Annotated in this window: 13 protein-coding genes; 4 read left to right on the top strand and 9 right to left on the bottom strand. The window is 43.8% G+C overall.

Annotation, left to right across the window (positions count from 1 at the left end; all coding sequences use genetic code 11):
• Positions 1-586 precede the first annotated feature (586 nt).
• The 4 genes from G9Q97_RS03220 to G9Q97_RS03205 all read right to left on the bottom strand — a co-directional run bounded on the left by G9Q97_RS03220 (position 587) and on the right by G9Q97_RS03205 (position 3,557).
• Positions 587-1,003: an NUDIX domain-containing protein gene (locus tag G9Q97_RS03220; protein WP_166143053.1), complete on the bottom strand. Its 417-nt coding sequence runs from the start codon at positions 1,001-1,003 to the stop codon at positions 587-589.
• A 170-nt stretch (positions 1,004-1,173) separates the two neighbouring features.
• Positions 1,174-1,671, bottom strand: coding sequence for a hypothetical protein (locus G9Q97_RS03215; protein ID WP_166143051.1), 498 nt, complete (start codon positions 1,669-1,671; stop codon positions 1,174-1,176).
• Between the two features lie 103 nt (positions 1,672-1,774).
• Complete coding sequence (locus G9Q97_RS03210; RefSeq protein WP_166143050.1) at positions 1,775-2,623, bottom strand: lysylphosphatidylglycerol synthase transmembrane domain-containing protein; 849 nt, start codon at positions 2,621-2,623, stop codon at positions 1,775-1,777.
• Complete coding sequence (locus G9Q97_RS03205; RefSeq protein WP_166143048.1) at positions 2,604-3,557, bottom strand: glycosyltransferase family 2 protein; 954 nt, start codon at positions 3,555-3,557, stop codon at positions 2,604-2,606. Before G9Q97_RS03205 ends, G9Q97_RS03210 begins: the two co-directional genes overlap by 20 nt.
• 201 nt (positions 3,558-3,758) lie before the next feature.
• Here G9Q97_RS03205 and G9Q97_RS03200 point away from each other — a divergent pair, with 201 nt between their 5' ends.
• Both G9Q97_RS03200 and G9Q97_RS03195 read left to right on the top strand, forming a co-directional pair.
• Entirely contained in the window at positions 3,759-4,853 is a 1,095-nt protein-coding gene (locus G9Q97_RS03200; RefSeq protein WP_166143046.1) for a Gfo/Idh/MocA family protein, read from the top strand.
• A gap of 78 nt (positions 4,854-4,931) precedes the next feature.
• Positions 4,932-6,596, top strand: a complete 1,665-nt coding sequence (locus G9Q97_RS03195; RefSeq protein ID WP_166143044.1) for an ArnT family glycosyltransferase — start codon at positions 4,932-4,934, stop codon at positions 6,594-6,596.
• Between the two features lie 78 nt (positions 6,597-6,674).
• On the opposite strand, the gene hpf is transcribed toward G9Q97_RS03195, so the two are convergent.
• From hpf to rpsU, 3 genes are read right to left on the bottom strand one after another with little or no spacing between them, the layout of a single operon-like run.
• Positions 6,675-6,980, bottom strand: a complete 306-nt coding sequence (gene hpf, locus G9Q97_RS03190) for a ribosome hibernation-promoting factor, HPF/YfiA family (protein ID WP_163381651.1) — start codon at positions 6,978-6,980, stop codon at positions 6,675-6,677.
• Positions 6,981-7,011: 31 nt separating this feature from the next.
• Positions 7,012-7,896 carry a tyrosine-type recombinase/integrase gene (locus G9Q97_RS03185; protein WP_166143042.1) on the bottom strand — a complete coding sequence of 295 codons (885 nt, stop codon included), beginning with the start codon at positions 7,894-7,896 and terminating at the stop codon, positions 7,012-7,014.
• Between the two features lie 56 nt (positions 7,897-7,952).
• Complete coding sequence (gene rpsU / locus G9Q97_RS03180; RefSeq protein ID WP_073095989.1) at positions 7,953-8,147, bottom strand: 30S ribosomal protein S21; 195 nt, start codon at positions 8,145-8,147, stop codon at positions 7,953-7,955.
• Between the two features lie 155 nt (positions 8,148-8,302).
• Between rpsU and galE the strand changes: the two genes are divergently transcribed.
• Both galE and G9Q97_RS03170 read left to right on the top strand, forming a co-directional pair.
• Positions 8,303-9,328, top strand: a complete 1,026-nt coding sequence (gene galE / locus G9Q97_RS03175; protein WP_166143040.1) for a UDP-glucose 4-epimerase GalE — start codon at positions 8,303-8,305, stop codon at positions 9,326-9,328.
• A gap of 12 nt (positions 9,329-9,340) precedes the next feature.
• The gene (locus G9Q97_RS03170) at positions 9,341-11,620 is read left to right on the top strand and encodes a GH92 family glycosyl hydrolase (RefSeq protein ID WP_166143038.1); all 2,280 of its coding nucleotides are present in this window, start codon (positions 9,341-9,343) and stop codon (positions 11,618-11,620) included.
• Positions 11,621-11,855: 235 nt separating this feature from the next.
• Here the strand turns inward: G9Q97_RS03170 and G9Q97_RS03165 are convergent, their stop codons facing one another.
• A complete protein-coding gene (locus tag G9Q97_RS03165; protein ID WP_166143036.1) occupies positions 11,856-12,791 on the bottom strand; it encodes an NHL repeat-containing protein in 936 nt (311 codons plus the stop codon).
• A 278-nt stretch (positions 12,792-13,069) separates the two neighbouring features.
• Positions 13,070-15,595, bottom strand: coding sequence for an ATP-dependent Clp protease ATP-binding subunit (locus G9Q97_RS03160; RefSeq protein WP_166143034.1), 2,526 nt, complete (start codon positions 15,593-15,595; stop codon positions 13,070-13,072).
• Between the last annotated feature and the right edge of the window lie 20 nt (positions 15,596-15,615).

Raw genomic sequence — 15,615 nt, 5'->3', positions numbered from 1 at the left:
CTTTTTAAGGGGGAATTCATCCTCGCTTGATTTCCTATAATTGCGCTATTGCCTGATTATTTCCTTGGCGGGACGATAGCTGTAGCGCCCGCTACAAACCACTGCCAAAATCCTTTGGTTTCTTGGTGCCTTCTTGGTGTGCTTTGTGACCATTATTTTCTACCCGCTCCGCTGTCCTTATTGTATATAAAAATCCCCCTGCCCCCTTATTAAGGGGGATTTATCCTGGATCGATTTTAGATGTGTGCTCTTACCTGCTGGTTTCGATGGCTGGAGGTTAGCTTAAGTATCCATTTCCAACCATTACCAAAATTCTTTGCGCTCTTTGTGCCTGCTTGGTGTGCTTTGTGACTATTATTTTAATCCGTGGTCCTAAATGTGCACAAAAAAATCCCCCTTAATCCCCCTTTTTAAGGGGGAATTCATCCTCGATTGATTTCATATAATTGCGTTATTGCCGGATTATTTCCTTGGTGAAACGATAGCTGTAATGCCCGCTACAAACCACTGCCAAAATCCTTTGGGCTCTTTGTGCCCCCTTCGTGTCCTTTGTGACTATCCCTTTTTCTTTCTGAAAAAAGAACCCTTATTCAATCAATCCCGCTGCCTGAACCATTTTGAGGTGGTCAAAGGCAAGGTCCGGTAGTTCTGTAAGCGGAAACCAAAGGGCCTCACTGCTGTCCGATCCTGCCCTTGGGCTAAGCTGTTCCTTCAGGCAAAAGTAAAAGGACACACTTACCATCCAGCCGCGTGGATCCCTGCCCTTTTCGGCGAAAACTCCCAGCATTTTCTCCCCGGTCAAATCCAGGTTGGTTTCCTCCTTCATCTCTCTTCTGCAGGCATCAGCGGGCAACTCGTACTCCTCCACAAAACCTCCGGGAAGGGCCCATTGACCCTTAAAAGGTTCATTTTTTCGTCTAATCAACAATATCCGGTTTTCCCGTACATCATGGACGACAGCATCGGTACTCAGGGCAGGTCGGGGATAGTCGTAATGGTACATTTTTAAGCCAGCTTATATGGTGGTTAATATCTCAAAAGTCGCACAATTTTTTTTACCTAAAAAAATTATGCCTTGATTTCTCAAAAATAGCACGGGCCTCAATACCGTTCCCCGAGATTAAAACTACCTTTCCCTGAAAAGGAAAGGTAGTCTTGACTCCAAAAATTTTATTATGCTGTTTCCAGATCAATCTTAATGATATACGGTTTTGGCGTTCCATCAGCAGGCTGTTCCAGGTCTTCTCCATCCGTATCAGTCGCTTCATAGGAATACACATCACAACCGCTGGTATCAGACATGGTAACTACAAAATCAAAGGTTACCGACTCGTCTTCGGCCAATACCAATTGAAATTCCGTATTGCCCTCCAGGCTTTCTTCGGCAGCTTCCATGGATTCAATAAAAGGCAGCTCTGCAGAGGTTTCGTCAAGCTCTACAGTAAGTTCAACCCAATCGGAGCCGTCCTGATAATAAAGCTTGAAATCTGCTAATTCGTAATCTGAATCTTCATCAAGCAAGTTATTATCATCCGTATCGGTAACTATCAAGCGCAATGGTTCCAGGGTTTGGTCGGTACAGGGTTCCTCATCCTCATTGCAACCCACCAAATTTATCATAAGCAAGCCCGAACCTAATAAAAGCGTAATTTTTCTAAGCGTAGTAATCATTTTCTTGATTTTTTTATGGTTAACTAAAACAAATGAGCGCTCATTGTCCTCCATACGAGACAAGGTCCCGGAATGCTACATCCCTACCACGAAAAATTTCTTTTTATTCCTTGTACTTAAAAAAAACACCACTGACTGAGGTCATTACGGTCACCAAAAAAAACAAAAGACTAAAGGCTACCGCCACATTTTCGTTAATCCCCACATAATCGTGTGCCAATACAAATACCAATTCCCTTGCTCCCACCCCACCTATTGTCAGGGGCAGGACAGAGACGGTGCTGGACACCAGAAACACAAAAAGGTAAGGGATATACTGCTGCCCCACCCCTAAACTCATTAGAATAAAAAAAGCACTGAAGAGTTGCAATACCTGGTTGAGAAAGGAATATCCGGTGCTGGATGGAATAGATCCCATAAATGACCTGAAAAACAAAAACATGACCAGGTAAAATCCAAATGGCAGCAATACTAGGCCAAGCCATCCCAACCAATAAAACGAAAGGAAGAAGTCCAATCGAATATTTACAAAAAGCATCAACGCAAACATCAACCATAACAATACTGCCAGGCCATTCCCCCTGTCCAGCAAAACACAATTGATTAACTGCTTTACTGGCTTTTGGTGCAACTTGTTGAGCAAATATACTTTGTAGCCATCTCCGCCAATTCCACCCGGCAGAAACAGGTTGTAAAACATACCTATGGCATAGAGCTTTAGGTTTTTTGTTTCTGCTATTTGCAGTCCTATGTCTTTGAAATAAATATTGAGCCGGATGGCACTAAAAACTTTTGAGACAATAAAGAAAAGCCAGGCAAGCAACAGCCATCCCATATGGGCCGATTGGATGACACGCCAGGTGGCTTTTGTATCAATTTTGTTAAAAACCAGATACAAGGCAGCTCCCGTTAGGAGAATCTTCAGTAAAAGTTTAATCCTCTTTTTTACCACCTTGATGGATTGCTTTCACGGTGTAGGTTTTTTTATTTTGGGACTCAAAATAGGTCCTGACAATGATTTCGGCAACAATGCCCGTGGTGATCAATTGTATTCCTCCAAGCACCAGAATAGAACCTACCAATAAAATGGGCCTGCCCCAGATATCCTCCCCCATTAATTTTTCCACCAATAAATAAAAATTAACCAAAATCCCCAGGGCCAGTGAAAGCAAACCCAGAGTTCCAAAGATATGGATGGGGCGCTGGAAATACTTTTGAAAAAAAAGCATCAGGATAAGATCTGCAATTACCTTAAAGGTGCGGCTCAACCCATATTTTGATGCCCCATGTATGCGTGGATGGTGTTTGACATCCACCTCAGTCATCCTGGCGCCTTCGTGCTTGGCGAGAACGGGAATAAACCGGTGCAGTTCACCATACAAGCCCATGTTTTGGGCAATTTGTGCTTTGTAAATCCTCAAGCTACAGCCATAATCTGAAAGGTACACCTTGGTGGTGTGCCTGATCAGCCAATTGGCCATTTTACTGGGCAATTTCCGAAGCACAAAACCATCCTGTCTGTTGGCCCTTCTCCCGGCCACCACGTCCCAGTCTTCCTTTTTGGCCATATCCAGCATCATGGGAATATCACTGGGATCGTTCTGCAAATCCCCATCCATGGTTACGATATACTGCCCCTTCGAATGGTCAATGCCCGCAGCAAGTGCCGTTGTCTGCCCGTAATTTTTGTTGAAAATCAAAATTTGGCTCCTTTCGTTTGTCAGGGCCTTCATTTTATCTACGGAACTATCCGTGGAGCCATCGTCTACCAGTATCAATTCGTAGTCAATTGATTCCAGTGAATGATAAATTGCTTCCAGCAAAGGGGCAATATTGCCTTCTTCGTTAAAAATGGTAACAACTACAGAAATCTCAGGTTGGGCCATACTTCAAAATTTAGGCGAAAATACGTTTTTTTGGAAGCTGCAACAAATAGCACAGGCAAAACATGAACTTCATTCCTGTTTTCTGACCTACTTTCGACCGCCTCCAATATTTGTCCTGCCATTAAAATTACCTATATTAACTGCAAATTTAAAATGATTAAACCTACGTCATTACTTGATCAAACCAAAAAGATAAACCTGATGAACTTATATTCCCGAAGAAATGCCCTCAAAACCTTGGCGCTGGGAAGCAGCCTTGCTCTGGTAAATCCTTATGAGTTGCTTGCCCGCAACAAGAAAGAAAAAATCGGCGTTGCCCTGGTGGGACTGGGCTATTACAGCACCGACCTGCTGGCCCCGGCACTTCAACAAACGGAACATTGTTATCTGGCAGGTATCGTTACCGGCACTCCCTCCAAAGCCGAAGCATGGAAGGAAAAGTACCAGATACCGGAGAAAAACATCTACAACTACCAGACCTTTGACAGCATTGCAGACAATCCGGATATTGATGTGGTATATGTGGTATTGCCCCCGTCCATGCATGCGGAGTATACCATCCGGGCTGCCGAAGCGGGAAAACATGTCTGGTGCGAAAAACCCATGGCCGTCACCAGCCGGGAATGCCAGGACATGATCAATGCCTGCAAAAAAAACAAGGTACAACTGACCATAGGCTACCGGCTGCAGCATGAGCCAAACACCCAGGAATACCGGTCCATCATCCGGGAAAATAAGTTGGGCAAGGTGGAATATGTGGATTGTGCGGCCGGATACACAGAAAACAGAACCGATCACTGGAAACAAAAGAAAGAAATGGGCGGTGGTGTAATTTATGATATGGGGGTTTATTCCATACAGGGAGCCCGTATGGGAACAGATATGGAGCCCATAGCGGTAGTATCCGCCAAAGCCATTTCTACCCGGCCGGAAATTTACAAGGATGGTTTAGCGGATGTGGTAGAAGCCAAACTGGAGTTTCCCGGAAAAATTTATGCGGATATCAAAACCAGTTTTGCCGAGAATATCAATTACCTGACAGTGAAATGTGAGCAGGGTAACATAGAAATGAAACCTTACTCTGCCTATGCGGGAGTGAAGGGAGAAAGCCCACTGGGAGAAATCAATCACCCCTATCAGGTGCCCTGGCAACAGGCCAATCAAATGGACGACGATGCACTGGCCATTCTTGAAAACAAGCCACCACTGGTACCCGGAGAGGAGGGCCTACGAGACATAAAAGTCGTAGAAGCCATTTTGAAATCGGCAGAATCCGGCAAAAGGGTGAAAATTTAAATTGTCATTTACTTTTGGGAAGAAAAATCTTCCCAAAAGTTTAAATTTTTTAATTTTGCGCATGCCAATTTTTACTCCATGACCTTACTCCAAAAATGGATCCGGGGCTATCAATTGCCCACAGTAGCCTTCCTGTTGTTGATAGGTCCTTTTGCCCTGGACTTCCATCTGCACTACCCGGATGAAATGTACTACACGGATGCCGCCATCCGGATGATGCAAAACGGAGACTTCCTTACCACCTATCTGGGCGATGGGATGCTGCGCTTCAAGAAACCCATTCTTACCTATTGGTTTGTGCTTGCCGGCTTCAATGTCTTTGGGGTTTCTGCTCTGGGCTCCCGGATATTTTTCCTTCTGGCCGGAGCAGCCATCATCCCCCTGGTCTATCAGATTGCCCGTCTGAGTAGTTCGAATAAAAACCTTCCACTATGGTCTGCCTGGATAGCCGCAACCCATCCGGTAGTTATATTTAGCAGTACCCGCTCCATACCGGATATCTTATTGTCGCTTTTCATGACCTTCGCCGCTTTGGGAGTCGCTGGATTAATTCGCTATGGGAAGGAAGCCCCAAAAAAGTACCTCTGGATGCTTTATCTGGGGATAGGTCTGGCTTTTGAAGTTAAGGGACTCCCCGCTGCAGCTCTGGGGTTGATTGCCATAGGTTACTTATGGGTCAATCCCTGGAAACCGCTGCCTTTGAAAACTTTAATGCACATTCCTGCCATACTGACTGGCATTTTCATTGCCCTGTTTTGGTTCGTGGCCATGTACCTTAAATTTGGCCCGGTTTACCTGAATTCATTTTTGGAAGACCAGGTTGGCATGCGGGTAGGTAGCAGGATTTGGCTGATTGCCCGTCACTTTGTATTCGCCCTGGTGCTGATGTTGGTTTTATTTTTCCCCTGGTTCCTTTTTGGAATTAAAAAAATCAAAGCTACTTCCCTGGCTGTCTTCCATGAAAATCGGGCCTTTATAGGGTTTATCCTGGTTTGGGTATTGTCCATCATACTCATGACAGCCCTGGTTTCCAAGTTTTATGAAAGGTATTTGCTGCCGGTAACTCCTCTGGCAGCCATAGGCCTGGCCTGGATATTACTGAAGAAATGGCCTGATGGCTACCCAAAGGGATGGGCCCCCTGGACCTGGTTGTTTATAGGTCTCAATGCTTTGGTACTTTTAGTCGCATTGTTTGCGAACATTGGACTTGGCAGTCCTGTCTGGATCTTTGGCCAATGGGTGGCAGGGCTGCTGATAGGCTTGATGCTGGTCAGAGGGGCGCTTAAAGGCAGTCAGCCACTGGTGCTGCAAGGGATATCCATTTTATTGATTTTCTTTAATCTATCTCTGGTCTCTCATCCTTTGTCTATCCCCCACCAGGGACGCCAAATCAGTGCTTTTCTGGAAAAAAATCCAATTCCTGAGGGAAGTCACATTGCCTTTTTGGGACATGTGCACTATGGCAGTAAAATAAGAATCGGACTGGGCAAGGAGCTGGAAGTGAAAACCTTTAGCAGGCTGGAAGATATTCCCGACAGCTATCTATACATTATCTGTGACCAACCGAACAAAGAAAGGCTTCCGGCAGATGGCTACCGCATTCAACTCGCCAGCCTGAATTGGGATCCCAAATATGTGGATGAAATGATTGCAGCTATTCTGAGCGGTGAAACTGAGGAAGAAAAATTAAGATGGGGAAAAAAATATTATTGGGCAGAAAAGGTAAAGCAGCCCATAAACTGAGTCAAGGGTTGTACTAAGGAATGGAACATAAAAAAAGCTGCCCTGAGGCAGCTTTTAAGGTATTGCAAAAGGTTGTTGCTATTGCTTGGCCAGCACGAGTTTTTCCTTGTATTTTTTGATCTGCCTTCTCAGTGCCTCTATGGAATCATCTGCAGCTGCTTCAAAGGAGTCATTCTGACTTTTCGCAAAAAGTTGTTTTCCGGGTACATTCAGTTTGATTTCCACGATTTTATTCTCACTTCTGTCATTTTTATCCAGCCTCATAAAAACCTCTCCGTCAATGATCTGATCATAGTAGGTATCCAGTTTATCAGCCTTCTTCTGGATAAAGTTGATCAATTTCTGATCGGCGTCGAAATGAATTGAATGCATTTGTAATTTCATAGTAATCAATGTTTAAAAGTTTGACTTTTATTTACGCTTTAGGATGTGCCTGTTCATACACAGCCTTAAGTTTCTCTATAGAATTATGGGTGTAAACCTGGGTAGCGGCAAGACTTGAATGACCCAAAAGATCTTTGACCGCATTGAGGTCAGCTCCTTTATTAAGCAAATGGGTAGCAAAAGTATGTCTCATTAAATGGGGACTCTTTTTGGTGGTCTGAACAAAAATTTCAAGGTATTTCCTGACAATCCGGTAAATCATCATGGGATAAGCTGCTTCCCTGTTTAATTTAACGATAAAATAATCATTTCCGTCTATTAATGAAAATGTTTCCTCAAATACTTTTTTATATAAAATAATATTTTTTTGAAGGCCTGTTGAAATGGGAATGATTCGGTATTTTTTCCCTTTTCCCAATACTTTTATTTGGGCATTTCCCAGATCCACAGCAGCCCAGCGTAAACCGATTAATTCTGACAATCGCATTCCAGTGAGGTAAAGGATCTCCATGACCATGCGGTCTCTTTGCCCATCAAAATCGGGCTCGAAATTGGCTTCCCGGAGTAGATCCTGCATCTCCTTTTCCTGTATAAAGGCTGGAAGTTTCCTGCCCTTTTTCAGGGATTGGATCTTAAAAGTCGGGTCCCTGCTGATGATTTCGGATTTCAATAAAAATTTATAAAAAGACCGCAATGTGGCCATTTTACGGTTAACGGTGGCTACCGAATGCCCTTCTTCAATCAGGTCTATCATCCAGGCTCTTATTTCAGCGTGGCTGGCTTCCTCTGCCTGTTCCATTTCAAAAGCAGTGTGGAGGAAATCCATAAAGGTTTCCAGATCTCTTTTGTAGGCCAGTACCGTATGTGGACTGGCTCTTTTTTCGTTTTCCAGGAAGCTTATAAATGAAAAAAGCATATCGGTGATTTAATACACCAATATGCTCATTACTTTTATGAAAAAGAAAGGATTTGTTATTTTCCTTCCTGTTCCTGCATCCTTTGTTTGTAAGCGGCTTTTATCACTTCTGTTCTTCTGGTAATAGAAGGTTTTTCGAAATGCTGCCTGCTTCTCAATTCCCGGATGACTCCGGTCTTGTCAAACTTCTTCTTGAAACGCTTTAGCGCCTTTTCGATTGATTCGTTCTCTTTTACGTTTACTACGATCATATAATACACCTCCTTTCAGCCTGCAAAGTTAAATAAAGTAAATGATAATAAAAAGGATTCCTGCCTCAATAAGCCTCCATCGTTTGATCTATAACATTTACCATTTTTTCATTCCGTTTATTTTCCAGCATATGGATTAAACTTTATCTTTGGTCATGGAAAAAATTTTAATTACCGGGGGGGCAGGATATATCGGTTCCCATACCGCCGTAGCCTTGTACGAGGCTGGATACCAACCCATCATCATTGATGATTTTTCAAATTCTGAAAAAAGTGCCGTGGACGGCCTGAAAAAAATCACAGGAAAAGAAACTCCTTGCTATGAAGGGGATTGCAATGATGTTTTCCTGATGGACAAAATATTCACCGAAAATCAGTTATCCGGTGTAATCCATTTTGCCGCTTTTAAAGCCGTGGGAGAAAGCACCCAATTGCCCGTAAAATATTACAAAAACAACATCAATTCCTTGCTGGTTCTTTTGGAGACCATGGAAAAGCATGGGGTAGAAAACCTGGTTTTTTCATCGTCATGCACTGTATATGGACAACCTGACCAGCTCCCGGTCAAGGAAAGTACTCCAAGAAAAGATGCGGAAAGCCCCTATGGCAATACCAAAAAAATCTGTGAGGATATTTTATCGGACCAGGTGAAAAGTAAGGCCAGGCTTTCGGCCATTGCCTTACGGTATTTCAATCCCATCGGAGCTCATGCATCTTCACATATAGGGGAGTTGCCCATTGGGGTGCCTTCCAATCTGGTTCCTTTCGTCACCCAAACCGGAGCTGGTATACGGAAAGAATTGACTGTTTTCGGAAATGATTATGATACTCCTGATGGAACCTGCGTCCGGGACTATATTCATGTGATGGATCTGGCAGAGGCCCATGTGAGGGCCATTACTTACCTTAAGGATAAAAAATCTCCTTTCTATGATTGGTTTAATGTAGGGACAGGAAAAGGAAATACCGTTCTGGAAGTGATCGAGACCTTCGAGAAAGTAAGTGGCAAACCACTAACCTACACAGTAGGCCCCAGAAGACCCGGAGATGTGGTAAAGGTCTGGGCAGACACTGAAAAAATCAACCATGAATTGGGCTGGACTGCCCGCTTCAGCCTGGAAGATGCCCTCAGAGACAGCTGGAACTGGCAGTTGAATTTATCCGGCAATTCCTCATCATAAAATTTGAACCACATGCGACCATTTACTTTCCGGATATACTTTCTACTTTGCTTACTCCCCCTTTTCTCTTTTCAGGTCAAACCTGATCCCCAGCCGGTAGACCTGGTTTACCCCATGCTGGATGCTGCCAATTCCCGGTGGTTTTATTTCAGTTCGGCAACCCGACCATTTGGTATGGTCAATCTCAGTCCCGATCATGAAATAGACGGCGCATGGAACAGCGGATACCGTTATGATGCCGATACCATCAAAGGATTTAGCCATATCCATGCCTGGCAACTTTCCGGTGTTTCAGTGATGCCTGTAAGCTACACCGAGGCTCCGGAAAAACTGATTGCAGACTACTATACTTCCTACAGCCATGAAAAGGAAACCGTAAAGGCAGGTTACCACAAAGTTTTTTTAGACCGGTATGAAATAGATGTGGAACTCACAGCCAGCCATCGGGTGGGCATGCACCGTTACAAGTACCCCAAAGGGAAACAAGCCGGGGTATTGTTTCACCTGGGCGGTATTTTGGGTCCCAGTTCCATGGTGGATGGGCAACTAAAACAAACAGGGAAACGGAGATTAGAGGGACAAATCACCAATTCTCCCACATCCCGAAGGCCCAAGCCCATTAAAGTTCATTTTCAGGTGGTATTTGACCGTGATATTGAGAGCTGGACTGCCCACGATAGTTTACCCCATATCATTGTAGGTTTTGGTGAAAGCCAGGGAAATCCGGTACAAATGAAAGTAGGCCTTTCCTATACCCATCCGGATAATGCCATGGAAAACTTATTGACCGAAATTCCCCATTGGAATTTTGACCAGGTAGTGGCCGATACCCGGGAAGTTTGGAATGAGTTATTGGGAAGAATTCAAATAGAAGGCAATACCGAAACCCAGCAAAAAAGATTTTACACTGATCTATGGAAAGCATTGCAAGGCCGCAGGACCATCAGTGATGTCAACGGGGCTTATCCGGACCATACCAGGGATACGTTCCGCATAGGGCAACTACCAGTGGATGATGAAGGAAAGCCTTTATTCAGACATTTTAACTCAGATTCTTTCTGGGGAGCTCAATGGACCATTGCTGTTTTATGGGCACTGGTCTATCCGGACATTGCCGAGGAGTTTGCCAACAGTTTTGTCCAATATTACAAGGATGGGGGACTAATACCCAGAGGACCTTCCGGTGGCAATTATACCTATGTAATGACAGGGGCCTCCTCTACCCCCTTCTTTGTAGGCTTATACCAAAAAGGTATCCGGGGCTTCGATATATCCACTGCCTACGAGGGATTGAAAAAAAACCACCTGCCCGGCGGTATGATGAGTAAATCAGGGTATGAACATCAAACGGCCAGGGGCGGCAATGTGGAAGATTATATGAGTAAAGGATATGTCCCCTACCCCAATTCCAGAGGAAGATTTGGCGGGCACGAACAAGGTGCCGGCCAGACACTGGAATACAGCTATCAGGACTGGACACTGGCGCAGCTGTCCAGGGCCTTGGGTAAACGGGCAGATGAAGCATTGTTTTTGAGCCGCTCGCAAAATTATAAAAACGTATATGATGCTCAATCGGGCTGGATGCGCCCCAAAGACGAAAAAGGGAATTGGATGGAACCTTTCGATCCCTATGACTATGGAAAGGGTTTTGTGGAAGCCAATGGTGCCCAGTTTACCTGGTTTGTGCCTCATGACATTTCCGGATTGGCCCAGTTAATGGGCGGTAAGGAAAAAGCAGCAGCCAAACTCAATTGGCAGTTTGAAGAGGCAGAAAAGCTGGGTTTCACTTCCGGAACTTCACATGCCGTAGAAACTCACCCGGAATACAGGCGCATCCCGGTGAACTATGGAAACCAACCTTCCATGCAAATGGCTTATGTATTCAATTACCTGGACCGTCCGGATTTGACCCAGTATTGGAGTAGAAAAGTGCTGGATAAAGCCTTTTCCGCCCTGACGCCGCATTTGGGATACAATGGAGATGAAGATCAGGGCTTGATGGGTTCACTGGCGGTATTGATGAAATTAGGCCTGTTTCAAATGAATGCCGGAACGGAAGAAAACCCCATTTATGAATTGGGAAGCCCTATTTTTGATAAAGCAGTGATTCACTTACATCCGGATTATTATTCTGGGGATACCTTTACCATCCAGGCAGAAAACATCCGGCCCGACCATTTTTATATCCAAAGTAAAATATTCAATGGTAATGAAATACACGATATAGGTATCCGCCATGATGCGTTGGTAAGTGGGGGAATATTGAAATTAGAAATGGGCAGTAAGCCCTAAAACGCGAAATCAAGGAAAGTACCTTCTAAAACCCTAAGACCTGACAGGGTTTACCTTTTCTTAATGGGTTGAGTTGGATATAGGGTTACGGTGTGGATTTAAGTCACCTATTAAAAATGGGACTTTCATCACCGAAAAAATAAACCATTGTTAAAAAGCAGCTATCAGGATGATACTATTTTTTCTCATCTATTGAATAAAAGCTACTTAACAAACATGTCATTGGCGGGGTAAATCAATCTGTTTTCAAGACTTTGTCATAACGATAAAGTACCGGTTCTACCCGCAATTTTTTTTCACTTAGGGTATAATAAGCTTGTCCGTCAGGGGTAAAAGCAATGGCTTCCCCTTGAGGTTCAGGTTCATAGGGGAGTAATTTGGGTTGTCGCTGCAAAGTTTCTGCCAGAGATTCACCGGGATTCCGGGTCCAGTAATAAACCACCCAATAGTTTTTGATGACTATCTGGGTGCCATCAGCAGAAATGTCACCTCCTACGGAAAGCGTAATCGGAAGCTGCATCACTTTTTCCAGGGTCACTGTATCTCCATTGATCAGCTGGTCCGCATCCACTTTGTACAGGGTATTGCTGGCATCCCTTTTGGACAATACATACAGGTCACCTGACAATGGATCTACCAGCATGGTTTCTGCATCTTTACTTCCGTCAGGATAGATCAAAATTATTTTTTCAGGAACGATACTGAGTTTTTCCTTCAGGTCCAGGTCTTTTGGCTCGGGAATCCTATAAACGATCAATTCCTCATGCTTACTGAAATTATCACCAATATCACCAATATACAGATAGGATCTCCCAGGTACAGGTCCTGGCCCGATAGCCATATCTTCCCAGTCCCTGTTTTGCACTCCTTCAAGATTGATGGATCCCAGGTATTGGCCCAAGGTATCCAGCACATAAATTTCCGGAGTACCATTGCTATCATTGTGAACAAAAATACGTCCCGGATATTTTTGTGAAATGGCCATACCACTGGTTTCATCCATAAATCTTTCTTCGATTTGCCTGATTTTCTGAGGTCCTGAAAAAATGGTGTATTCCACCTGCGGATTAATTCTCACATCGTATTTCTTCTGCAGCTTTTCAGAAAGCAAAAAGGGTATTATGGAAAAAAGGAATAGTACCTTCAAAAGCATTTCAATAAAAAAACTCATATCAGCATAAGTTTAATGCAATCATCCCAATCAGACCAACTACAAACGACCATTTTAAAGTGCAACTTCTGCTTACAAAAATACATTTTTGTATTTTGAATACAAGATAATGTTCTTAAAATAAGCAGCTTCATTTTTCAAAGGACAAAGACCCAAAGGATTGCTACTTGTGGTTTTATTTTCAAACAGACATAACAAATCTTGTTCCTAAAAAATAAAAGGGAGGCAAAAATTGCCACCCTTTTATTGGTATTTTATCAAACTTATTTGGATTGTTATCAATCAGCTTTCTCTTTCCTGGTAACCCGAATATCCAATGCATCTCCACTTCCTGAGTAATCGGCAATTATTACATCGCCGTCTGAAAGTTCGCCTTTCAGGATTTCCTCAGCCAGCGCGTCCTCCAGGTATTTTTGGATCGCTCGATTGAGTGGTCTGGCTCCATATTGCTTGTCATATCCTTTTTCGGAAAGGAAATCTTTGGCCTCATTTGTCAATTCAATGACATATCCAAGGTCAGTAATTCTGGCAAACAATTTTTTAAGATTGATGTCTATGATCTGATGGATATGCTCCTTGGTAAGGGAATTGAATATTACCACATCGTCCAATCTGTTTAGAAACTCAGGACTAAATGCTTTTTTAAGCGCATTCTGAATGGTTGATTTCATCACCTCATCCATGTTCTCTTCCTTGGCTTTGGACGCAAATCCGATACCTGCACCGAAATCTTTCAGGTCTCTGACACCTATATTCGAAGTCATGATGATGATCGTATTTCTAAAGTCAACCCTACGTCCCAATCCGTCTGTGAGTACCCCATCATCCAAAACCTGCAACAGGATATTGAAAACATCTGGATGCGCTTTTTCTATCTCATCAAGCAATACTACTGAATAGGGTTTTCTCCTTACCTTTTCGGTCAACTGCCCTCCTTCTTCGTATCCTACATAACCGGGAGGAGCTCCTACCAGCCTGGAAACGGAGAATTTCTCCATATATTCCGACATATCTATTCGGATCAAGGAGTCTTCTTTGTCAAACAGGTAGATGGCCAGCATTTTGGCAAGCTCTGTTTTACCAACCCCTGTAGGTCCAAGAAATACAAAGGAACCAATGGGTTTTTTGGGATCTTTAAGACCTACCCTTGTCCTTTGAATGGCTTTGGTAAGTTTTTTGATTGCCTCTTCCTGACCTACCACTTTTCCTTTCAGCTCTTCGCCCATATTGAGCAGCTTTGCACCTTCATTCTGGGCAATTCTCCTGGCAGGTATACCGGTCATCATGGCTATCACTTCAGCCACGTTGTCTTCTTCTACAGTATATCTTTTGGTCTTACTTTCTTCTTCCCACTTGGCTTTCGCATTCTCAAGTTGCTCCAGGAGTTTTTTCTCCTTGTCCCTGAGTTGGGCGGCTTCTTCGTATTTCTGGCTTTTGACAACGCGGTTTTTCTCCACCTTGATCTTTTCTACTTCTTCTTCCAGCTTGAGAATATTCTCAGGAACATGGATATTATTGATATGAACCCTTGCTCCGGCCTCATCCAGGATATCTATTGCTTTGTCCGGCAAAAACCTGTCAGAAATATACCTATCGGAAAGGTATACACAAGCCTGAATGGCCTCCGGTGTATAATTTACATTGTGATGATCCTCATACTTGTCCTTAATATTCTCCAGGATTTGAACTGTTTCTTCAGGAGAGGTAGCATCTACCATCACCATCTGAAACCTCCTTGCAAGCGCCCCATCTTTTTCAATGTACTGTCGGTATTCATCCAAGGTGGTGGCACCAATACATTGTATTTCCCCTCTGGCCAATGCCGGTTTGAACATATTGGAAGCATCAAGGGAACCACTTGCTCCTCCTGCACCGACAATGGTATGCAGCTCATCGATAAACAGGATGACATTTGGAGATTTCTCCAACTCGTTCATCACCGCTTTCATTCGTTCTTCAAACTGACCACGGTATTTGGTGCCTGCCACCAAAGATGCCAGATCTAATGTGACCACCCTTTTGTTGAAAAGGACTCTGGAAACTTTCTTTTGTATAATCCGCAAGGCAAGCCCCTCCGCTATGGCAGTCTTTCCCACTCCTGGTTCACCGATAAGGATGGGATTGTTTTTCTTTCTTCTGGAAAGTATCTGCGCCACCCTTTCGATTTCTTTTTCCCTACCTATAATGGGGTCGAGTTTATCTTCTTCCGCCATGCGGGTTAGGTCACGGCCGAAGTTATCCAGGACTGGTGTTCTGGATTTTTCAGCACTACCCTTGGAAGTACCGGAGGCCCCACCAGAGGCTCCGAATAATTTAGATCCTTCTTCATCCGAATCATCGGCTTCTGTACCAGACCTGGGGGATTGATCGGTTTGAAATTCAAGCATTTCTTTGACAGAGTCATAGGTAGCGTCAAATTTTTGTAATATCTGAGTAGCTATGTTGTCCTCATCTCTCAATATAGAAAGCAGCAAATGTTCGGTGCCTATTAGTTGGCTTTTGAAAATTTTAGCCTCCAGGTAGGTAATCTTCAATACTTTCTCAGACTGCCTGGTCAGCGGAATATTGGCCAGATTTTTCACATTGTGATTGGCAGTACCCTTTACTGCCCTCTCTACAGAATTTCTCAATTCATCCAAAGGAACGCCAAGCTTCTTAAGAATGGAAACAGCCACTCCCTCACCTTCACGGATCATTCCTAACAAGAGGTGCTCTGTACCGATGTAATCATGTCCCAATCGCAAAGCTTCTTCGCGGCTGAGGGAGATCACCTCTTTAACTCTGTTTGAAAATTTTGCTTCCATTATATCCTTTGTTATGGTAT

This window comes from Cyclobacterium plantarum (genome assembly GCF_011290685.1).
Classification (GTDB): Bacteria; Bacteroidota; Bacteroidia; order Cytophagales; family Cyclobacteriaceae; genus Cyclobacterium; species Cyclobacterium plantarum.
This window is presented reverse-complemented; position numbering and strand designations above follow the sequence as displayed.

Coding starts and splice junctions, on each gene's coding strand:
- G9Q97_RS03220 (WP_166143053.1), bottom strand. CDS start 1,003: ATGTACCATTACGACTATCCCCGACCTGCCCTGAGTACCGATGCTGTC.
- G9Q97_RS03215 (WP_166143051.1), bottom strand. CDS start 1,671: ATGATTACTACGCTTAGAAAAATTACGCTTTTATTAGGTTCGGGCTTG.
- G9Q97_RS03205 (WP_166143048.1), bottom strand. CDS start 3,557: ATGGCCCAACCTGAGATTTCTGTAGTTGTTACCATTTTTAACGAAGAA.
- G9Q97_RS03200 (WP_166143046.1), top strand. CDS start 3,759: ATGAACTTATATTCCCGAAGAAATGCCCTCAAAACCTTGGCGCTGGGA.
- G9Q97_RS03195 (WP_166143044.1), top strand. CDS start 4,932: ATGACCTTACTCCAAAAATGGATCCGGGGCTATCAATTGCCCACAGTA.
- hpf (WP_163381651.1), bottom strand. CDS start 6,980: ATGAAATTACAAATGCATTCAATTCATTTCGACGCCGATCAGAAATTG.
- G9Q97_RS03185 (WP_166143042.1), bottom strand. CDS start 7,896: ATGCTTTTTTCATTTATAAGCTTCCTGGAAAACGAAAAAAGAGCCAGT.
- rpsU (WP_073095989.1), bottom strand. CDS start 8,147: ATGATCGTAGTAAACGTAAAAGAGAACGAATCAATCGAAAAGGCGCTA.
- galE (WP_166143040.1), top strand. CDS start 8,303: ATGGAAAAAATTTTAATTACCGGGGGGGCAGGATATATCGGTTCCCAT.
- G9Q97_RS03170 (WP_166143038.1), top strand. CDS start 9,341: ATGCGACCATTTACTTTCCGGATATACTTTCTACTTTGCTTACTCCCC.
- G9Q97_RS03165 (WP_166143036.1), bottom strand. CDS start 12,791: ATGAGTTTTTTTATTGAAATGCTTTTGAAGGTACTATTCCTTTTTTCC.
- G9Q97_RS03160 (WP_166143034.1), bottom strand. CDS start 15,595: ATGGAAGCAAAATTTTCAAACAGAGTTAAAGAGGTGATCTCCCTCAGC.